The sequence below is a fragment of the Pseudomonas sp. GL93 genome, assembly GCF_003408955.1.
In the GTDB taxonomy this organism is placed as follows: domain Bacteria; phylum Pseudomonadota; class Gammaproteobacteria; order Pseudomonadales; family Pseudomonadaceae; genus Aquipseudomonas; species Aquipseudomonas paracarnis.
Map to the genome: position 1 here is coordinate 53,657 of NZ_NKRF01000011.1, position 21,148 is coordinate 74,804.

At 57.2% G+C, this 21,148-nt stretch carries 15 protein-coding genes and 1 pseudogene; 10 read left to right on the top strand and 6 right to left on the bottom strand.

Going from position 1 to position 21,148, the window contains the following annotated elements; all coding sequences use genetic code 11:
- Positions 1 to 126: 126 nt before the first annotated feature.
- From hpaE to CER19_RS03095, 3 genes are read right to left on the bottom strand one after another with little or no spacing between them, the layout of a single operon-like run.
- Positions 127 to 1,587, bottom strand: coding sequence for a 5-carboxymethyl-2-hydroxymuconate semialdehyde dehydrogenase (gene hpaE, locus CER19_RS03085; protein ID WP_116665356.1), 1,461 nt, complete (start codon positions 1,585 to 1,587; stop codon positions 127 to 129).
- Positions 1,588 to 1,592: 5 nt separating this feature from the next.
- Positions 1,593 to 2,363: a fumarylacetoacetate hydrolase family protein gene (locus CER19_RS03090; RefSeq protein WP_116665357.1), complete on the bottom strand. Its 771-nt coding sequence runs from the start codon at positions 2,361 to 2,363 to the stop codon at positions 1,593 to 1,595.
- Positions 2,360 to 3,025, bottom strand: a complete 666-nt coding sequence (locus CER19_RS03095) for a fumarylacetoacetate hydrolase family protein (RefSeq protein ID WP_116665358.1) — start codon at positions 3,023 to 3,025, stop codon at positions 2,360 to 2,362. Before CER19_RS03095 ends, CER19_RS03090 begins: the two co-directional genes overlap by 4 nt.
- A gap of 128 nt (positions 3,026 to 3,153) precedes the next feature.
- On the opposite strand from CER19_RS03095, the gene hpaA reads away from it, so the two are divergent.
- The 3 genes from hpaA to CER19_RS03110 all read left to right on the top strand — a co-directional run bounded on the left by hpaA (position 3,154) and on the right by CER19_RS03110 (position 6,248).
- A complete protein-coding gene (gene hpaA, locus CER19_RS03100) occupies positions 3,154 to 4,014 on the top strand; it encodes a 4-hydroxyphenylacetate catabolism regulatory protein HpaA (protein ID WP_116665359.1) in 861 nt (286 codons plus the stop codon).
- A 514-nt stretch (positions 4,015 to 4,528) separates the two neighbouring features.
- Positions 4,529 to 5,356 carry a type III secretion protein gene (locus tag CER19_RS03105; RefSeq protein WP_256660368.1) on the top strand — a complete coding sequence of 276 codons (828 nt, stop codon included), beginning with the start codon at positions 4,529 to 4,531 and terminating at the stop codon, positions 5,354 to 5,356.
- 37 nt (positions 5,357 to 5,393) lie between these two features.
- Complete coding sequence (locus CER19_RS03110; RefSeq protein ID WP_256660369.1) at positions 5,394 to 6,248, top strand: hypothetical protein; 855 nt, start codon at positions 5,394 to 5,396, stop codon at positions 6,246 to 6,248.
- Here the strand turns inward: CER19_RS03110 and CER19_RS03115 are convergent.
- Together CER19_RS03115 and CER19_RS03120 are read right to left on the bottom strand one after the other, a co-directional pair.
- Positions 6,245 to 7,669: an efflux transporter outer membrane subunit gene (locus tag CER19_RS03115; protein ID WP_116665373.1), complete on the bottom strand. Its 1,425-nt coding sequence runs from the start codon at positions 7,667 to 7,669 to the stop codon at positions 6,245 to 6,247. The genes CER19_RS03110 and CER19_RS03115 overlap by 4 nt on opposite strands.
- Complete coding sequence (locus CER19_RS03120) at positions 7,669 to 8,463, bottom strand: helix-turn-helix transcriptional regulator (protein WP_116665360.1); 795 nt, start codon at positions 8,461 to 8,463, stop codon at positions 7,669 to 7,671. The genes CER19_RS03115 and CER19_RS03120 overlap by 1 nt, the downstream gene beginning before the upstream one ends.
- A 490-nt stretch (positions 8,464 to 8,953) precedes the next feature.
- Here CER19_RS03120 and CER19_RS03125 point away from each other — a divergent pair, with 490 nt between their 5' ends.
- Positions 8,954 to 15,223, top strand: a complete 6,270-nt coding sequence (locus CER19_RS03125) for a non-ribosomal peptide synthetase (RefSeq protein WP_116665361.1) — start codon at positions 8,954 to 8,956, stop codon at positions 15,221 to 15,223.
- A gap of 189 nt (positions 15,224 to 15,412) precedes the next feature.
- On the opposite strand, the pseudogene CER19_RS28995 reads toward CER19_RS03125, so the two are convergent.
- Positions 15,413 to 15,671, bottom strand: a pseudogene (locus CER19_RS28995) (hypothetical protein).
- A 471-nt stretch (positions 15,672 to 16,142) separates the two neighbouring features.
- Between CER19_RS28995 and CER19_RS28720 the strand changes: the two are divergent.
- From CER19_RS28720 to CER19_RS03155, 6 genes are all read left to right on the top strand, one after another.
- Positions 16,143 to 16,286 carry a hypothetical protein gene (locus tag CER19_RS28720; RefSeq protein ID WP_165861590.1) on the top strand — a complete coding sequence of 48 codons (144 nt, stop codon included), beginning with the start codon at positions 16,143 to 16,145 and terminating at the stop codon, positions 16,284 to 16,286.
- A gap of 90 nt (positions 16,287 to 16,376) precedes the next feature.
- Positions 16,377 to 17,234 (top strand): McbB family protein, encoded by an 858-nt coding sequence (locus CER19_RS03135; protein WP_116665363.1) that lies wholly within the window; start codon positions 16,377 to 16,379, stop codon positions 17,232 to 17,234.
- A complete protein-coding gene (locus tag CER19_RS03140) occupies positions 17,231 to 18,040 on the top strand; it encodes a SagB/ThcOx family dehydrogenase (protein ID WP_116665364.1) in 810 nt (269 codons plus the stop codon). The genes CER19_RS03135 and CER19_RS03140 overlap by 4 nt, the downstream gene beginning before the upstream one ends.
- Positions 18,027 to 19,226, top strand: a complete 1,200-nt coding sequence (locus CER19_RS03145) for a YcaO-like family protein (protein WP_116665365.1) — start codon at positions 18,027 to 18,029, stop codon at positions 19,224 to 19,226. The genes CER19_RS03140 and CER19_RS03145 overlap by 14 nt, the downstream gene beginning before the upstream one ends.
- Before the next feature lie 8 nt (positions 19,227 to 19,234).
- Complete coding sequence (locus CER19_RS03150; RefSeq protein ID WP_116665366.1) at positions 19,235 to 19,978, top strand: ABC transporter permease; 744 nt, start codon at positions 19,235 to 19,237, stop codon at positions 19,976 to 19,978.
- Complete coding sequence (locus CER19_RS03155; RefSeq protein WP_116665367.1) at positions 19,978 to 20,691, top strand: AAA family ATPase; 714 nt, start codon at positions 19,978 to 19,980, stop codon at positions 20,689 to 20,691. Before CER19_RS03150 ends, CER19_RS03155 begins: the two co-directional genes overlap by 1 nt.
- Positions 20,692 to 21,148: the final 457 nt, after the last annotated feature.

The following is a 21,148-nucleotide window of genomic DNA, read 5'->3' on the forward strand; positions in this document are numbered from 1 at the left end:
ATGGCCTGTGAGGTCCCTGTGGGAGCTGGCTTGCCTGCGATGGCATCGACTCGGTACGGCTGAAGGACCGCGGTGTCTGCATCGCGGGCAAGCCCGGCTCCCACAGGAGGCTTGTTTGATCCTGGGCTACACGCCCCAGCGCGGAATGTGATGACTGCCCATGGAAATACACACGTTCTTGATCTCGGCAAACACTTCAAAGCTGTACTGGCCGCCTTCACGGCCGGTGCCCGAGCCTTTGACCCCGCCAAACGGCTGGCGCAAATCCCGTACATTCTGGCTGTTGATAAATACCATGCCCGCTTCGATACCGCGCGCCAGGCGGTGGGCCTTGCCGATGTCCTGGGTCCAGATGTAGGAGGCCAGCCCGTATTCGGTGTCGTTGGCCAGTTGCAGTGCCTCGGCTTCATCCTTGAACGGAATCAGGCACACCACCGGGCCGAAGATTTCTTCCTGGGCGATGCGCATCCGGTTGTTCACGTCGGCAAACACCGTTGGCTGAATAAACTGGCCGCGGCGCAGGTGCGCCGGCAGGTTGGCCGGACGTTCCAGGCCGCCAGCCAGCAGCGTGGCGCCTTCCTCCAGACCGATCTTGATATAGCCGGTGACCTTGTCGTAATGGGCCTGGGTGATCATCGAGCCGACCTGGGTGTTCGGGTCCTGGGGGTCGCCGACGATCAAGCGCTTGGCGCGCGCCGCGAACTCGGCGACAAATTGCGGGTAGACGCTTTCCTGGATGAAGATGCGGCTGCCGGCGGTGCAGCGCTCGCCGTTGAGGGAAAAGATCGTGAACAACGCGGCGTCGAGGGCGCGTTCCAGGTCGGCGTCTTCAAAAATCAGCACCGGCGACTTGCCGCCCAGTTCCATGGAATACTTTTTCAGGCCGGCGCTCTGCATGATTTTCTTGCCGGTGGCGGTGCCGCCGGTAAAGGAAATCGCCCGTACATCCGGGTGCCGTACCAGTGCATCGCCGGCGGTGGCGCCGTAGCCCTGGATCACATTGAGCACGCCATTGGGAATCCCGGCCTCCACCGCCAGGCGCCCCAGTTCATTGGCGGTCAGCGGCGACAGTTCCGACATCTTCAACACCGCCGTATTGCCCAGTGCAAGGCACGGCGCGGTCTTCCAGGTGGCGGTCATGAACGGCACGTTCCACGGCGACACCAGCCCGCACACGCCTACCGGCTGGTAGAGGGTGTAGTTGAGCATCTGGTCGTCCACCGGGTAGGTGTGGCCGTCCATGCGGGTACAGACTTCAGCGAAGAAATCGAAGTTGTGCGAGGCACGCGGGATCAACACGTTTTTGGTCTGGTGGATCGGCAGGCCGGTGTCCAGAGTTTCCAGTTCGGCCAGGCGTGGCACGTTCTGTTCGATCAACTCGCCCAGCTTGCGCATCAAGCGCGCGCGCTCCTTGGCCGGCGTATTGGCCCACTTGGGGAACGCCTCCTTGGCTGCTGCTACGGCTTGCGCGACTTCTTCGGCGCCGCCGCTGGCCACCTCGCCGATAGCCTCGCCGGTGGCCGGGTTGTAGTTGATAAAGGTGTCTTTGCTTTCGACCTCACGGCCGTTGATCCAGTGTTTGATCATGGTGCTCAAGCCTCTTTGCGCGCGGAGAAAAACTCCGTTTCACTGACAATACGGTTGACCAGGCGGCCCACGCCTTCGACTTCCACCACCACTTCATCCCCCGGCACCACATCGGCCAGGCCCTCGGGCGTGCCGGTGGCGATCATGTCGCCCGGTTGCAGGGTCATGAAGCTGGACAGGTATTCGATGAGGTAGGGGATATCGAAAATCATGTCTTTCGTGCTGCCTTCCTGGCGCAGTTCGCCGTTGATCCAGGTACGCAATTTCAGGTTGCCTGGGTCGGGCACATCGGCCACGTCGACGATCCACGGGCCGACCGGGGTGGTGGCGTCGCGGTTTTTCACGCGCAGGTTGGGGCGGTAGGAGTTTTCCAGGTAGTCGCGGATCGCGTAGTCGTTGCACACCGTGTAACCGGCCAGGTACTCCAGGGCGTCGACGCGCTTGACGTTGCGCGCGGTCTTGCCGATCACCGCCACCAGCTCGCACTCGTAGTGCATGTAGGCGACGTTGTCCGGGCGCCAGGTGACTTGGCGGTGGCCGGTGTAGGTGCCCACCGATTTGATGAATGCCAGCGGTTCGGTCGGCGGCGTAAAGGCCAGTTCGGCGGCGTGGTCGGCGTAGTTCAAACCCAGGGCGAACATGTTGCCGGTGGCGGGTGGCAACCATTGCACTTGGTCTTCGGCCAGCAACCGCCCATCCTCCAGGCGCACGCTGCAGTCGGCTTGCACCAATACGTTGTGGGTTGCACCTTCAAAGTGGATACGTGCGCGTTTCATGCCGATGTCTCCGCTGCAATGGTGTTGCTCAGGCGGCCAATGCCGGTGATATCGACCTCAACCTGGTCGCCTGGCTGCACATCCACGCGGCCTTCCGGAGTGCCGGTGATCAGCACGTCGCCGGGGTACAGGGTCATGAACTCGCTGATCTCGGCGATCAATTGCGGGATGTCCCGTACCCAATGGGCGGTTGAGCTTTCCTGGCGCAGCTCGCCATTGACGAACAGCTTGAGGCTCAACTGATTGGGGTTGGCCACTTGATCCCGCGCCACCAGCTGTGGGCCCAGGGCGCAAAACCCATCGCGGCATTTGGCTTTGACGGCAGGGCGGTAGTAGCTGTCTTCCGGCAGGCTGAATTCATTCACCACCACATACCCGGCCACATGCGCCATGGCGTTCTCCAGGCTGACACGGCTGGCGCGCTGACCGATCACCACGCCCAGCGCCGGGCCCGGTTGCAGGCGCTCGCCGTGCGGGTGTAGCACCACGCCGTCGTGCCCATTGCGCGTGTTGGGGGTTTTGATAAACAGCACCGGCTTGGTCGGCGGCTGCTGGTAGGGCGCCTGCTGGAAGGCGGCGAGATGCTGGTCCAGCAGGCCCTGGTAGTTCAGCGCAACGCCGAACAGGGTGCCGCTGGCAACATCATGCAGGGTACGGCTCATGCGTTTCTCCTGGCGGTGACGACGGCTGCACAGGCCGTTCGTTAAGTTGTTAACGTTATAATTAATATGTTAACTACCGTCAAGCGTGGCACACTGCGCTGGCCTCACAACAACAAGAAGAGAGCCCCGTGAAGCCGATTCCCAACATCAACATAGGGCAGGTCTACGACCAGCGCTACAGCGACGCCGAGGTGCATTACGACAAGCTCGGCAACCTGGCGGGTTTTTTCGGGCGCAATATGGCGGTGCATCGCCATGACCGGTTTTTCCAGGTGCATTACGTCAAGAGTGGCGCGGTGCGGGTGTATCTGGATGACCGCCAGTACGTTGAATCGGGGCCGATGTTTTTTCTCACGCCGCCCACGGTGGCCCACGCTTTTGTCACCGAGGCCGATGCCGACGGGCATGTGCTGACGGTGCGCCAGCAGCTGGTGTGGAGCTTGATCGACGCCGACCCCAGCCTTGCTTCCGGTGCCGCATGTGTCGCCTTGAATGGCGACGCCGAGGGTCTGGAGCAACTCTTCGAGGCGCTGTGCACTGAGATCAACGCCGAACGGGCAGGGCGCGCCGCCGCCCTCGACAGCCTGACGCGGCTGATCATGATCCGCCTGCTGCGCCTGTGCGCCCACGCCCAGCCCGCACGTCCGACAGCCCATGAAGACCTGCGTATCTTCCATCGCTTCAACGAACTGATCGAAGCCCACTATCTGGAACATTGGCCGTTGGCGCGTTATGCCCAAGGTATTGGCGTGACCCAGGCGCGGCTCAATGAAGTGTGCCGGCGCATCGCCGACCTGCCCTCCAAGCGCCTGATCCTTGAACGGCTGATGCAGGAGGCCAAGCGCCTGCTGTTGTTTACCGGCAGTTCCGCGAATGAAATCTGCTACCAACTGGGGTTCAAGGACCCAGCGTATTTCAGCCGGTTTTTCTTGCGGCACGCGCAGATGACGCCGGGGGAATATCGGGTGCGTCAGTCGGCGATACGCTGAGGATTGTTCGGAAAAAAAGCGCAATGCTGAGGAATTTTCTGATAGTGGTCCGTTGAACGAGAAGGATGTTGTTACCTGTCTGGCAGGAACTTTTCCGACCGCCTAGCCACGCATGAGTACTTGTTCAGTGCAGGCTTTCGGCAGCGGCGGTGAGCAAGTAGCGCCTGATAGTTTTCGCTTGTCCTCCTTCGATTACATGAGACTTCCTACAATGCTCACGCACACTCAGCCTGCTTACTCACCTGCGCACTCAACGTTTACACAGCCTGATAAAACCCTTGATCAACCCGTTACAGATCGACCCAAACACTTTGGTCAATTACCGGCACATTATCCGATTGGCCCAAGCGTTAACTCAAACCGTGACGCAGAGCTGGGGGAGCTATTGAAGTTGTTGGGTACATTAGTCGTGGCACTTAAAACATGGATGAGCAGGGAGAATGAGGCGCCGAAACCCCAGCCACCCGTTGCGGCTTACCCAACTCCTGTTGTGAGTTCGCCGCACAGGCCACTGATGAATACGGAGCCTGCACCTGACACCGTGCCAACCGTTAAAAGTGTATGGAAAGAACAATTGGCGCCCTTCATGAATCGGTCGAACCTGGCCAAGACCCGTAGCGCGTTTGATACCGAACTCACTGAGATGTTTTCAGATAAAAACTATGAGCCAATCACTACGTTTATGTCTGAAAAACCTAAAGGGCAAAAGCCTGACGACCTGCGCAATGGATTGCGTGCCACGTATGAGAGATTTCCTTACCTGGGCACCTTGGGCCGAGAGGAGCACGTGGCCGCGATCAAGGTTGCCATGGCTACATTCGGGCAAAGCCCTATCGGGACTTTCAAGCATGTCGTCAAACATGGTGACCACTATGACGTGACGATGCGAGACGGCTTCAAGCTGACAATCACCGTTGAAGAACTTGAACTGGCGGCCAGGGCGGCAAAGTTCAGTGGCGGCGATGAAGGCATGGTCAAGGATGCGCAATTTCTGTTTGGCGTAATGAGCAAGCGCCAGCACATTGAGCTGGCGCGCGAGAGGGCCGCGGACCGTTTCTTCAGCCATTATGAAAAAGACAGCGCGTACCATGCCGAGGCTAGTTATCCGGGCGTACTGGTGGGGGCCGGAGGCGGCATCGACGGTGACACGGCGCTGTCCTATCTGGGGCTTAAAGAACATATGCAGGTTATCGAGGCCAGTGCATTGGGCGCTCAGGTCGGCGTGCCCTTGGACAAGGGCGGGAGTAACAAGAACGGCGTGATTATTGAAGGCGTGATGGAGGGTCAGTTATACAACAGGCCGGTTTCACCGTCATTGAAGGTGGTCACCCTTCGCGGGTAATTTAAAGTATTCGGTAAGTGTCAGGAGGTTATTCAACATGTTAGTGTCTTCCGTGAACGCTGCTGCTTTTGGTCATGCCAGAACGAGCGATGCCGTAACTTCTCCAGTGGTTTTGTCGTCTTCCAATCCGCCTGCGCCAGCCAGCGAAGCCAAACAACTCAGTAGCCTGGTAGGCGAGTTGGAGCGTCTGTTGGCGACGTTATCCGCTCGGTTGAAACCCGAGGTTGATTCAGTACCTTTGCCTGCGAGTGTCACCGCTAACCGCAACGTCAATCGTGACGAATTCTTGAAAGGTACGCCTGCGAATACGGGCATCAAGCCCACTGATATTTTCAAAGACTTTTACCAATTAACCGAAGGTAATTGCGTGACGATATCCGCCATTAAGGCCGCAATGATGAGATTCGGCCATAACCCTTACGGTATTTACAAATCCATCGCGGTCACCGACACCGGCTATCGTATTGTCACGCGCGATGGGTTCAAGCTGCACATCACCCATGACGAACTGAAGCAGGCCAAGGCCGGCGCCAACTTCGGCACCGACCGGCCCAACGATGTTCTGGTCAATGCGCACTTTCTATATGCCGTCAGTGCCAAACGCGCTTACCTCGAAAATAACGACGGGGAGGCTAATAAGAGTTTTGCCGCCGCCATACGCAGCCTCAATGATGGCGAGTATCCGGGAGAGGCCTTGCGTCGCCTGGGCTTGAAAGACTTCGTTGCGCCCGCAACCCTTCAGGACTTCCTGAACGGCGCTATCGGTACGGTCAACAGCGGGTTTCATTCGATGGCCGTGGTGGGCGGCTTCTTGGACAGTTACGGGCACAAACAGCCACTGGAAAGCCGCGATGCACACCGTCATGCCGCGGTTGGGCTCAAGTTACTCTAACGCGCAGCCGCCAGGCTCGGCCACTCACTCCACGCGCCACCTAACGCCGTATACAGGTTCACCTCGGCGACCAACTGCGCCAGCCGGTCCACAATCAGCGCCTGTTGCGCGCTGAACAGCGAACGCTGGGCATCGAGGAACGTCAGGTTGCTGTCCACGCCGCTGCGGTAGCGGTGTTGGGCCAGGTTGTAATAAGTCTGGTTGGCCTCGACGAAATCCCGTTGCGCCTCCAGTTGGTCGTTGAAGGTCTGGCGCGCCGCGAGGCCGTCAGCGACTTCCTGGAAGGCGGTCTGGATGGATTTTTCGTATTGGGCCACCGTGATGTCTTTTTGCAGCCTGGCGTAATCCAGGCTGGCGCGCAGGCTGCCGGCGTTGAAGATCGGCAGGTTGATCTGCGGCTGGAACGTCCAGCTGCCCGAGCCGCCCTTGAACAGCCCCGACAGCTCCTTGCTGGTGCTGCCCGCGTTTGCTGTCAGGGTCACGGAAGGAAAGAACGCGGCACGGGCCGCACCGATATTGGCGTTGGCCGCCTGCAACTGGTATTCGGCCTGGAGGATATCCGGGCGGCGTTGCAGCAGGTCGGAGGGCAAGCCGGCGGGCACGCGGGCGACCAGATCGTCGGCCAATGGGCGCGCAGGCAGGTGTTCATCCACCGGGCCACCCACCAACAGTGTGAGGTTGTTGAGGTCCTGGGCCACTTGGCGTTCATAGCGGGCCACGCTGGCGCGGGTACTTTCTACCGCTGTGCGTGCTTGCACCACGTCCAGCGCCGAGGCTTTGCCTGCGCTTTTACTGCGGCGGGTCAATTGCCAGCTGTGGTCGTTGGCGACCAGGGTTTGCTCGGCCAGGGCCAGCAGTTCCTGATCGGCCCGCCAGGTCAGGTAGGCATTGGCGACGTTGGCCACCAGGCTCAATTGCGTGCTGCGCCGCGCTTGTTCGCTGCCCAGGTAAGTGAGCAGCGCCTGTTCGCTGAGGCTGCGCACGCGGCCGAATAGATCCAGCTCATAGGCACTCAGGCCCAAGGTGGCGGAATAGTTGGAGGTGATCGCCGATTTGCCGGTGCCGGTCACGCTCCCTGGCAACTTCTGGCGCTTGCCGGCGCCTGTGGCAGAGATTGCCGGGAACAGATCCGCGCGCTGGATTCGGTACTGCGCCTGGAACGCCTGCACATTCAGGGCCGCCACCCGCAGGTCGCGGTTGTTGACCAGCGCATCATTAATCAGCTGTTGCAGCGCCGGGTCGTGGAACAGCTGCTGCCAGTCCGGGTTTTGCGCCTGGGTGCCGGCCTGCGCCAGGCGGTAGACACCGCCTTGGGGGTACTGCGCAAGCGTCGGCGCGGCTGGCCGCTGGTACTCGGGGATCAGCGAGCAACCGCCGAGCATCCAGGCCATGCCGACGGTGCACAGTGCTCGTGTGTTCATCAGGCGCCCACCATCCATTTGGCCAGGCCATGCCGGCCGCTCACGCCCAGCTTGGCGGCGGCGCGCTTGAGGTAGGTTTCGATCGAGCTGTTTTTGACACTGAGTTTCTCCGCGATTTGCGGCACGGTGCCGCCGGTCAGCAGACCGAGGCACACTTCCTGTTCCCGCGCCGAAAGGGTGATGTCGCTCAAAGACAAGCGTTTGTAGAACTCACGCTGCAACTGCGATTGTTCCAGCAGGGTATGGGCCGGCTCAGTCTCGGCGTGTGGCGCCTGACGCAGGCTCTGGGCATGCCGCTCCATCAACGGCAACAGCGTATCCGACAGGCACTTGAGAAACGACAACTCAGCCAGGGAAAACCCCTGCTGGGTCGGCGGGCGGTAGAACGAAATCACACAGCGTCGATTGCCCTGGCGCGATACCAGGTTGCACTGGTGCGAGGTGCCGCGCGGGTGCGCGCTGTTGGCCTTGGCGTTCATCTGGATCAGCAGCGGGTCTTGCATGTGCAGCATCTGCCGCAACAGCGGGTGGTCGTTCAGCGCATGCAAGGTCTGGGGCACCGTCAAATCCTTTTTCACCCCGGCGCTGCCCAGTAACTTGATGTCCAGCACGCGGTCGCGCAGTTCATCCAGGGTCCATTCGCTGAGGTCTACCAGGTGAATCGGTACCCACTTGCCCACCAACTGCAACATCGTGGCGGCGAAATGTTCGTCGCCGCTGTTTGAAATCAACTCGCCCATTTCGGCATAGAAATGCGGGCCGCAGGTGCCGCCAATACTTGGGGTCAGACTCATAGCCATCTCATCCTTGATGTCGAAAACCGTCAACGGTTGCCCAGGGCCTGTGCAGGGCGCTCCGTACTGCTTGAACGTAACTCGGCGTTCGAGATTTTATTTAGCCATGGGGATTTGTCCTACGTATGTAGCGGAAACGAGGGACACAAGCTGCCATAAAAATTGCGCCATTAATCCGACGTTTCTCATGAGTGAAGCCGGCTACGTACAAGCGTAAGTTATTTTTAGTTTTGATTAACATGCTGAAATTAATAAGGAAAATAACAAAATTAGGAAATATCAAAAACGCCACTATCGATCAGCTATAGCCAATTTCCTACAGCGCTTTAATCGTTTCAGTCATGAACCTGCGACCAACCCATTTCCATCCGTTTGAATGTCCGGGTTTCGGGTGACAGACACCCGCCGGCGGCCATGCTCCAATCCGGCAACTTCGGCGTAATGAGCCACCTCTGCGCGGCCAGTGCCTGACCCCCATGAGAAGGATCTTATGCAGCATTCCTCCAGCCTGCCGGCCCGCTTCCCCCTCACTGGCGCCCAACAAGACATTTGGCTCGACCAACTGCGCGTGGGCGATTCACCGCTGTACAACATTGGCGGCTACCTGGATTTTGCCGGCACCGTCGAGCCCGAACGCATGCAGCATGCTGTCGCACTGCTGGTGGCCCGTCACGATGCGCTACGCACCCAACTGCACACCGACGCCAATGGCCTGCCTGGGCAAACATTCGCCCCTGAGCTGAGGGTGGAAATGGCGCTGCATGATTTCTCCGCGCTGCCCGACCCATCCGCGGCAAGCCAAACCTTGATGCAGGCGCAAATGGCTCGGCCCTACGCCCTGAGCGGCGAACCACTTTGCCGTTTTTTCCTGGTCAAACTTGACGATGATCACTACCGCCTCGGCACCCAAGCTCATCACCTGATCCTCGACGGCTGGGGCTTCGGCCAGATGCTGCAATCCCTCGCGCAGCTCTACAGCGCCCTGGAACAGGGGCGCGTCACCGAGCCGATGGCGCCGTCCTACATCGACTTTATTGACACCGACCAACGCTACCTGCAATCGGCCCGCTCCGCCCGCGACCGCGACTATTGGCTGGGCAAATACCAGGTGCTGCCCGAGCCGCTGCTCACCCCCAGGCACAGCGCAAAGACGTCGAGCAACACCTGGGTGCAAGGCTTTCCGGTGGCGCTGCTCAACCGCATGGAGCAGGTTGCCAACCAGTACCAGGCGTCGGCCTTTCATGTGTTGCTGGCGGCGATGTACGTGTATTTCACCCGCACCAGCCAACGGCAGGAATGGGGGGTGGGGCTGCCGATTCTCAACCGCTCCAACGCGCGTTTTCGCGCCACCGTGGGCCTGTTCACTCAGGTCAGCGCGGTACGTTTTGCGTTCAGCGAGGGCGTGTCTTTCGGCGCCCTGGTGCGTGGCATTCGTGACCAGCTCAAGCAGGACTTTCGTCATCAGCGCTTCCCGTTGAGTGAGATGAACCGCGAGTTGGGCTTGCGCCGAACAGATCGCGGGCAACTCTTCGACGTGTCGGTATCGTTCGAGCAGGACGACCACGACCTGCGCTTCGGTCAGGTCCAGGCCCGCGCGATCAAAGTCTCCAATCAGCATGAAGGGCTACCGCTGGCCATTCACCTGCGCAGCCACCGCTACCAAGACAATGCGTGGCTGCATTGCGTCTACAACGAGGCGTACTTCCAGGCGCACGACGTGCAGGCGTTGGCTCAGCGTTTCATCGGGCTGCTGGAGCAGGGGCTGGAGGACACTGCGCTGCCCATCGGCGAGTTTTCCATGCTGCTGCCCGAGGAGCAGGCCCGATTGCAGCACTGGAACGCCACCGCGCAGCCCAACGCTACGCCGCAAACCCTGCACCAGCGCATTGAAGCCCAGGCCGCACGCACGCCTCACGCTATTGCGGCGGTATATCAGGACCGCCCACTGAGCTACACCCAACTCAACCGCCAGGCCAATGCACTGGCCCATCAATTATTAGCGCTCGGCGTACAGCCCGATGACCGTGTCGCAATCCTGGCCCGGCGTGGCCTCGACACCCTGGCGGGGCTGTTGGCGATCCTCAAGTCCGGCGCCTGCTACGTGCCGCTGGACCCGGCCCATCCCGCCGAACGCCTGGAGTATTTGCTGCACGACAGCGCACCCGTTGCCATCCTGACCCAGCAGAACGTGCGCCAGCGTCTGCCCGTCTCGACGGTACCGGTGATCGCGCTGGAGCCTGGCAGCGCATCCATCGACAGTAACCCTCAGGTCGCGGTCACCCCGTCCAACCTGGCTTATGTGATTTACACCTCGGGTTCCACCGGCTTGCCCAAGGGTGTGATGGTTGAACATCACAGCGTGTCGAACCTGGTGGATTGGCATTGCCAGGCGTTCGACCTGCAGGCGGGCAGCCACACCGCCAGCGTCGCAGGCTTCGGTTTTGATGCCATGGCCTGGGAAGTCTGGCCGGCCTTGTGCGTGGGCGCGACCTTGCACCTGCCACCGGCCCCCGAAGGCGCGGAAGATATCGACGCGTTGCTTGGCTGGTGGCGCTCGCAACCGTTGGATGTGTGTTTCCTGCCCACGCCTGTGGCCGAATATGCGTTTAGCCAGGGGCTGGGGCATCCCACCTTGCGCACCTTGCTGATCGGCGGCGACCGTCTGCGCACCTTCACCCAGGCACAGACGTTCGCGGTGGTGAACAACTACGGCCCCACCGAAGCCACCGTAGTGGCAACCTCGGGGCTTGTCGAGGTGGGCCAGCCGTTGCATATCGGCGCGCCGGTCGCTAATGCCCGGGTCTACCTGCTGGATGCGCAACAGCGCCCGGTGCCGATTGGCGTGGCGGGGGAGTTGTATGTCGGCGGCAAGGGCGTGGCGCGGGGGTACCTGAACCGTCCGGAGCTCAGTGCCGAACGTTTTCTCGACGACCCTTTCAGCGGCGGTCACATGTACCGCACCGGCGACCTGGCGCGCTGGCTGCCAGACGGCAATCTCGACTACCTGGGGCGCAACGACGACCAGGTAAAAATCCGTGGCGTGCGCATTGAACTGGGAGAAATCGAGTCGGCCCTGGCCAGCCATCCGGCGCTTCAGGATGCAGTGGTGCAGTTTCGCGACGGGCAATTATGGGCCTGGTTTGTGCCTCGTCAGCCTGTGGCGATCGAAGCGCTGCGTACCCACCTGCAAGCCTCGCTGCCGGACTACATGCTGCCAGCGGCTTACGTGCGCCTCGACGCGTTCCCCCTCACCGCCAACGGCAAGCTCGACCGCCGAGCCTTGCCGTCGCCGACCCAGGAAGCCTTTATCACCCGCGGCTTCGAAGCGCCACAGGAGGGTGTGGAAACCACACTGGCGCAGATCTGGGCCGAGTTGCTGCACGTGCAGCCAGTGGGCCGCCATGACCATTTCTTCGAGCTGGGCGGGCATTCGCTGTTGGCGGTGCAGTTGGTGCAGCGCATGCGCGAGGCCGGCCTGCGCGCCGATGTGCAAATACTGTTCGGCCAGCCCACCGTGGCGGCGCTGGCGGCGGCGTGTGGCGGTCACGAACAGGCGGTGCCGGCCAATCGAATCCCGGCCGGTTGCACCCATATCACCAAGGATCTGCTCGCCCTGGCCGAACTTGACCAAACCAGCCTCGACCGCATCGTCGCCGGCATCCCCGGTGGCGCCGCCAACGTGCAGGACATCTACCCGCTGGCGCCGTTGCAGGAAGGGTTGCTCTACCACCACCTCACCGACGCGCACGACCCGTACCAGCAACAGGCGCTGTTCAGTTTTGCGCATCGTGAGCAACTGGGGGCCTTCGCCAGTGCCCTCCAACAGGTGATTGATCGCCACGATATTTTGCGCACCAGCCTGGTGTGGGATGCCCTTGAACAACCGATGCAGGTGGTGTGGCGCCAGGCGCAGCTGCGGCTCGAACCGCTGCGCGATCCGGCGCAACCCCTGGACTTGCGCCAGGCGCCGCTGATGGCCCTGGATTACGCCGAGGAGCCCGAGCACCAGCGCTGGGTCGCCAGGCTGCGCTTTCATCATCTGGTCAACGATGCCACGTCGACCACGCTGCTGGTGGACGAGATTCGTGCCCATCTGCTGGGTCAACAGGCGCAACTGCCTGTGCCCGTGCCTTATCGCAACATGGTGGCGCACGCCCGTTCGACCCTGCGCCAGGCGGCGCACGAAGCGTTCTTTCGAGAGCGTCTGGCGGATGTGGGTGAGCCGACCTTGGCGTTCGGCCTGCAGGAGCGCCAGGCCAATCGTGCCGAGACCGAAGAGGCGCAGCGCACGCTCAGCGACACGCTCAATGTGCGCCTGCGCAGCCAGGCCCGAGCCCTGGGGGTGAGTGCTGCGAGCCTGTTCCACCTGGCCTGGGCCCAGGTGCTCAGCCGTGTCGCGGGCCGCGAAGACGTGGTGTTCGGCACGGTGCTGCTCGGCCGCTTGCAAGCCGGCGAGGGCGCCGAGCGGGCCTTGGGCATGTTCATCAATACCTTGCCGCTGCGCCTGCGCCTGGCCGGGCAAAACGTGGCGCAGGCGTTGCACGACACCCACGCACAACTGAGCGCTTTGCTCGCCCATGAACAGGCGTCGCTGGCATTGGCCCAGCGCTGCAGTGGGGTGACCGGGCTGTTCAACAGCCTGCTCAACTACCGTCACACCTCGGCCGACCCCGAGCTGAACCTGGTGCCGGGCATTGCCTTGCTCAGCAGTGAAGACATCCTCAGTTACCCCTTGATGCTCACGGTGGACGACCTGGGCAGTGGCTTGCGGCTCAAGGCAAAAACGCCACACGCAGTCGGCGCTGAACGGGTCTTGGACTACTTGGACACCACGCTGAACGGCCTGGTGGACGCACTGGAAAACACGCCGAAAATGCCGTTGCGCGAGGTGCCAGTGTTGCCCGCCGGCGAACTGCGCAGATTGCTGGTGGACTTCAACGCGACCGCCACCGACTACCCGCATACATCGACCGTGCAAGCGCTGTTTGAAGCCCATGCGCGACGAATCCCCGATGCCATCGCGGTGCAGACGGATGAGCAGGCATTGACCTACCGGGCGCTCAACGAGCGCGCCAACCAACTGGCCTTCCACTTGCGCGAGCACGGCGTACAGCCCGACGCTCGGGTGGCGTTGTGCGTAGAACGTGGGTTGGACCTGGTGGTGGGCTTACTGGGCATTCTCAAGGCAGGGGGGGCCTATGTGCCCCTCGACCCCGGTTACCCACGCGAGCGCCTGGCCTACATGCTCGCCGACAGCCAGCCGGTGGCGTTGCTGGTACAGGCCGCCACCCGCGACGTGGTGGGCGATGTCTCGGTCCCGCTGATCGACTTCGACCACTGCACCTGGCGCCAGGCACCGAGCGACAACCCACACGTGCCAGGCTTGAGCGTCGCCAACCTCGCCTACGTGATGTACACCTCGGGCTCCACCGGCACGCCCAAGGGCGTGATGATCGAGCATCGCGGCCTGGGCAACCTGCTGCATTGGGGCTCGCAACTGTGCCCGAACGCCGAAGGCGGCGCCTTGTTGCAGCGTGCGCCGTTCAGCTTCGACGGTTCTGTGTGGGAGCTGTTCTGGCCGTTGAGCAACGGCATGCGCCTAGTGTTGGCGCGGCCCGATGGGCACCGTGAACCGGCTTACCTGGCTCAGGTGATTCGCACGCAGCAGATCAGCGTGATCAAGTTCGTGCCCGCCATGTTGCAGCAGTTTCTTGACCTGGACGAATCGGCCCTGTGCACCAGCCTCACCGACGTACTGTGCGGCGGCGGTGAACTCACCGCCGCCCTGGCCCGTGGCGTACAGGCACGCTTGCCCAGGGTGCGTTTGCATAACGTGTACGGCCCCACCGAAGCCACAGTGGACAGCAGCGCCTGGACCCTCGAACCCGGCGCGCCGGTGCCCACCCTGCAACTGCCGATTGGCCGACCCATCAACAACACCCGCCTGTATGTGCTGGACGCCCATGATGCGCCGGTGCCCATGGGCGTCAGCGGCCAACTGCACATCGGCGGCGTCGGCGTTGCCCGTGGTTACCTGGGCTTGGAGCAGCTGACTGCCGAACGTTTTATCGACAGCCCCTTCGTGCGCGGCGACCGCCTGTATCGCACCGGCGACCTGGTGCGCTACCTGCCCGACGGCACTCTTGAATTCCTTGGGCGCAACGACTTCCAAGTCAAACTGCGCGGCGTGCGCCTGGAACTGGGCGAGATCGAAGCACGCCTGGCCGCCCACCCGGCGCTGCACGAGGTGGCGGTATTGATTTGCGATGAGCGCCTGGTGGCCTACTTCACCTTGCGCGGCCAGGCGCCGAGCCTGCAAGCCTTGCGTGACCATGTGCTGGAACACCTGCCGGAATACATGGTGCCGGCCGCCTTCGTGCAACTCGACGCACTGCCCCTTAACCCCGCCGGCAAACTCGACCGCAAGGCCCTGCCGGCACCGGGGCTGGAGGCCGTGCTTAGCCGAGCCTACGAAGCGCCAGTGGGCGAGGTGGAAACCCTGATGGCCGGGATCTGGGCCGACGTGTTGAAACTCGAACGGGTAGGGCGCCATGACCACTTCTTTGAACTGGGCGGGCACTCCCTACTGGCAGTGAACCTGGTAGCCCGCCTGCGCAAGGCCGGACTGGACGTGGACGCACGCACCTTGTTCAGCCAGCCCACGCTGGCGCAACTGGCCGCGAAAACGCTGGCCCAGGCCCCTCGCGTAGAAGCCCCCTATACCGCCATCCCCCAACTCAACCGCCGTCGACGGATTTAGCTCAGGCACTGCGATCCAATGTGGGAGCTGGCTTGCCTGCGATGGCATCGACTCGGTTCGCCTGAACTATCAAGGTATTTGCATCAAATACCACTGTAGGAGCGAGCTTGCTCGCGAAAAACCTCAACGATAACGCGTGCCTCCTGAATAAACGCGGCGCCTGTGAGTTTTTCGCGAGCAAGCTCGCTCCTATAGAGAGCGATCTACCATCGTCTTGGCTATCGCCAACAAGTGCCACAACGCCAGAATCTTCGCCCGCCCCGGGCTATCCAACAGCTCGCCGCAATCGAGCGCCATTGCCGAAGCGCTGTCGAGCAAGGCATCTTCAAAACTCAGGTTGTCGTAGACGTTGTGGAAAACCTGGCTGGACAGGTAATGGTCGACGGCGCGGTTGAACGCGGCACGGTCTTTTGGGGGATCGAGGGGGGGCGGGTAGGACTTTATTCATGGTGTAACTCCGCGTTGGATTAGGAGAAAACACCCGTCGCGACTAAACGAGGGACACGGCTTGCTGGCCTTTAAAATTGTTTCAATGCTCTAACTCGGCGGACCGATTGTCGGATTTATTACCTTTTTTTGAAGTTTTACGCCGCTTCCTACGCAGAACTCGCCAGAGAACGGTTATTGAATTCTGAAGTTGGTAACTTCTAAGATGTTATTTTGTGAAGGAATTATTTGGTGTGTGAAAGTTAATTCATTGCCTCTTCTTTCTGACAATCATTGGTTTTCTGAATTTAATGAGTGAAATTTCCTAATTAGATGTAAATGAATTCCTACAAGGAAAAATTATTTTCGTTGCATGTTTCTTCTTGTCTACTAAATTGTGAGTGTCGCTTCAGTTTAGTGGCGATACACGACAATATGAGGAACTTGGAAATGAAAAAATCAGAGTATGGCGAAGTTATCTATGATTTCGACAATGACTATGGATTTAACCCGTATGCTGGCAATGCTGGCGCTTCAGGAAGTCAGGGGGGATGTGGTGGAAGTGGAGGGTGTGGAGGTGGCGGTGGATGTAATGGAGGAAGTGGTGGTTCCGGTGGATGTGGTCACAACTCGATAGAAGAGCAATCACTTGCCAAAGAATAGGTTTATTTACCCACTTGACGGGGTTTCTTAGGCAGCGCCTGAAACCCCTGCAGGGGATCACATAATGAATATAGCCATTCCTAACTATCAGATTCTCAATTTTGAAACGGAAAGTTTAGTAATATCCGATGCGGGTATTTCTAAGGTGCATTCACAACCGATCTTGAAGGCGTTGCGACAGATACAAATGTCTCGTGCGCTGACGAAGGATGAGTTGGATGAGATACTCTCCGATAATGGCTTGAATGCAGCCAGTGCATTTGAGTTTCTGGAGAAAATAATTCCGTTCACGACGGCTAAGGAGCTTTATTTTGAAAAGACTATAGTTGTGCATTCGTGGGAGGGCGCTGCCGGGATTGAAGAGTTATTTAGACAAGAGTTATCGGGGGTCGTAGAGTTTAAGAATTTTTCAAGTGATATAGTAAATTCTGTTGCGGGGTTTAGATGTTTTATTGTGTTGTTATGCCATGCTTATGATTATGAGGGTCTGAAAAAAATACATTTTGAATTGGCAAAAACATCACCAGGTAGCGCTATTAGCGTTTGTTGGCCGATGGGCGGTTTTTTTTGCATCGGGCAACCTTATATCTCGGAGGTCGGAAACCCTTGTCATTTTTGTACCGTTGATAGACTTATTCACAATGAGTCAGTCAAGCGGGTAAAAAACAACTGGGCATCGGCGTTGGCGTTTTGTAAAAATGAACATGTCAATATGCCCTTTAAGAAGTTAAGTTTGTATCAAGAGTTGGTGGTTGTTGGTGCAATAATTAGAAGTGTGAAATTTTTTACTGAAAACGGCGTATTGCGCAAGTATCATGATGATGTGTTGTGCTCCTCGTATGTGCAATTAAGTGACGGCAGAATATTTCAAGAGTCCAGTTCCCACTGGTATATCTGCGATTGCCTGGAGGTAAGGAGGTGAAAAATATTCCGCATGACTATTATTTTAGATTTATAGACCCTGCCGTCTATGAGGCAGTGCTTGATTTTCATAGTAAAGGCAACTTCACATTTCATACGGCGTTTCAACATTGCACTGGCCTCCATACACTGGACGAAGAACATCTGAGCCAGTTAACCGGGAATGAGCTGGTGCTCTATCCTGATATGGGGCTAACGGTCAGCCTTGGATTATCCGAGGAGGAAAGGGCTGAATGCTTATACAGAAATGAATCATGCGAGAAGTTTTTATCAGCGTCTCTGAACTTTGAAGTGCTTAAAAAGCTGGTGTCACCTCTTGTCTCTAGGAGTGTTGGGGCACACAAACGTGGGTATCCGAGCGCAGGAGCACTTTACCCCGTTGAGATCTTCATTTGTTCACTCACTGAGAGTAATGCAGACTGGCCAATTAAAGAGCGCGTTTTGCACTTGCTTCCTAGTTCTAGGAGGTTTGAAGTAATGCAGGTGGATGTGGATTTTGAATATGTGAAGGCGGCTATAATGGGTTCGTCTGGAGAACAGCTGGGTTTTCCGAGTTTGGCTATTGTTTATTCAGTCTATATGCCTAAAAATATTTTCAAATATAGGTATCGTGGTTATCGCATGGCGCTTATGGAAGTTGGTTCTATTTATATGCTTGTGGAGATTCAAGCAAAAAAATTAGGACTTGCCTGCCGTCCGTGGTCTGCTTATACGGACTCCATGGTATGTAAATTGCTAGGGGTTAACCCCGCTCTGTTTTTTCCTGTATGTATTCACTTAATAGGTAAGCAGCATGAAACTTGTTAATGCAATGCAGAAGCCGGATCTTCCTGGAATATTATTATTTCAACCTGCCGGACTGCTCTACTTACCAAATTCCGTAGAGGTGTCAGACGCTCTTTCAGTTAACGGCTCAGGGGTGGGCGGGGGCGCACGCTCTATCAAAACTGCCTTGGGCGAGTATTTTGAAAGGCGTCATTTTTATAGAGAGGTTTTGCCGATAAAGCGCGGCTTTCTTAGTGACTCGTTGACGGGTACTGAAGTTGATAGTTTTGCCAGCGCTCTTACACAGACGGCTTCAAGGTTGATATCAATTGAAGAGGTTAAAGAACATGACTTCTCACTGACGCAAGTCATGAGAGCTTCTGATTTTTCTGAGTGCTTAATTCCCACTATATGTATTTCTCTTTCCGCGCACGGCCTCGAGAAGGATAATTTTTTATATCCGTTGAGAGACACCTGTGGGTGCAGCTTTTACTGGGACGTGGATGTCGCGTTTTTAGGAGCTGTAAAAGAGTATCTTGAACGACAATTTCTACTGAGGTTTTGGCTGACTAAGCAATGCCAAGCACTGTTCTCTCTCGGTAAAGTTGAGTGTCTGTTACGAGGGAGGAATGTTAAGTATTTATATGATGCGCTAATATTTTCCGGTGAGGTTTCCATTTTTGATATTTCTGACAATCGTTTTCCTGGGGTTTGTTTGTTGGCGGTTTATGGCCAAAACGATGCTGATCGCAATGTGAAATATTGTGCGGGTATGTCCTATGCAGGTGACGTCGGCGAAGCGTTGGAAAAAGCACTACTTGAGCTGTGGCAAACTTATCGTTTTATGGATTTGTTTAAAGCGATCGGGTCTGATGAGCGAAAAGTGGAGGATGACTATCTTCGCTATTTTATGAGCTGTAATGAGCATAGTACCTATCGTGAAATAACCGATTATGTGGTTGCTGAGGGTGACGATAGGGAGATTTCTTTGGAGTTTTCATTGGAGGTTTTTCTGTCGGTCCTTAATGGGTTGGGTGTGTCGGGTTATTTTTATTCTCGGCGCGCAAGGATTAATGGGGTTAATTGCGTCTTTGCAAAGTATGTTTCACCTGATCTGTTTCTTCATATGAATAATTCAAAAAACATAAATCTGAGAAATAGTTACTCAAAAAGCTTTGAATCTTTAATCTTTTCGTCTCGTCTGAATAAAATGGTGCCGTTTCCATGAGGTGAGCTATGCGTATCTACCCATTATCCAAGCCTTTCTTGCTGGCAAAGCTTTTTATCAAGGAACAGTTGAAAGAGCCGGTCGCCCTGTTGTGGATCGTAATATCCCCAGTGGTAACCTTCTACTTGATTACTTACGCTGGGTACTCTGGCGGAGAATCTTTACGTGACTACGCATCTGCCACTTCATGGTTTTACGCTTTCATTTCTTCAAGTGTGGCACTTTTTGGTTTGGCGTTTTATATAGTAGGGCGAAGAGAGAGTGGTTTTTTGCGTTCCTTCGTGTATACAAAGCGTACCAAGATCATCTTTCTCGCTGGGCAGTTTTTAGCGTACTCATTTATGTCGGTGATTTATTGCTCGGTGTTTTATGTGCTGACGCGGGGCTATTTTGGGTTGATCGCCTTGGAAGAATGGTTGGTTATTGTTGGGCGTTTCTATATGTGCTTTTTGCTGTTTTCTACGCCCTCCCTATTGTTGACGCTGGCGCCGATAGGTTTTCAAAATACCAACACTCTTTTTTCCATATTGTCAGTCTCTATGTTGGCGCTGGGTATCGGTAGTTTTAACGCCTCCTATCCACTATTTAGTGTGATCGGTCTTTTTAATCCGATGGGATGGGCCAATCGCCTGATGCTAGTGGGAGTGACCGGGTCCGCTACGCTGGTAGCGGCGATTTTAGGAATGATCATTGTCACAGGGTGGTTTGTGTTCCGATTTTTACTCATCAACCCCGTTTGGAGTCGGTACTGATGAAACGGCTAATCGTGGATGCACTGGACGTTAGGTATGGTCAGCATATTTTATTCAAGAGTGCCTCATTGGAAGTCGAGGCCGGCACAATGACAGGTTTGTTGGGGCCTAATGGTTCCGGAAAAACTACGTTTTTTGACGTAATCTGTGGCCTGAAGAAAATCAATGGCGGTGAAGTGCAACATTCATTTTCCAAGCTACTTTACCTGTCACAGATCATCGCAACGCCTCCAGTATTTCGAATGTTTGATGTTTTTAACATGATGATGCTTTTTTGCTCCGATACGCGCGTTACCCAGCGGCACGCCTTGGAAAAAATTGAAAAGTGGAGCCCTGGTATTGCTGAACGCTATTGCGAAATCTGGAAGAAGAAATCATCCCTTTGCAGCTATGGCGAAAAGCGTTGGTTTTTCACCTTGTCGTTATTGTCCGTTAACGCAGATCTTGTGATTTTGGATGAGCCCACTGCGGGGGTTGACCCGGAATTCCGGTACCACATTTGGCGGTGTCTGGAGGGAGCGGCGGCGGAGGGTGTGGCGATACTTGTGTCGTCGCATAACATTGACGAGATCGTCACTCACTGCGATGACTTTTACATGCTAAGCCAACAACGCTTTAATCGGTTTTCCAATGCCGAGGGATTTTTGAGCAGGTACGGCGGCAGTACTTTGGATGAGGCATTTATTCACGCGGCGAGTCTGCCCAGAACTTGAGATGCTGGTAGCGGTGTCTGAATGCCTGCGAGATGGGAACGGGTTTCTCCTCGATAGTGGTCCTCGATGGAGATATCACCATAGCGGGCAAGCCTGACGCTTATCAGTTGAGACCGACCGGTAACTGTGGCGAGGGAGCTTGATCCCGTGACGGCCTGACAGCCGATATTGATTCGACTGATGCCCTGCGAACCCCTGTGGGAGCTGGCTTGCCTGCGATGGCATCGACTCGGTTCGCCTGAACTACCAAGGTATTTGCATCAAATACCACTGTAGGAGCGAGCTTGCTCGCGAAACCTCAACGATAACGCGTGCCTCCTGAATAAACGCGGCGCCTGTGAGTTTTTCGCGAGCAAGCTGAACTGGCCTAATGATTTTGGACACTTCAATCGGGCGTTATGATAGCGCCCAAATCTGAGGTGTTTGGATATGCGTAAATCTTATTCGAGTGAGTTCA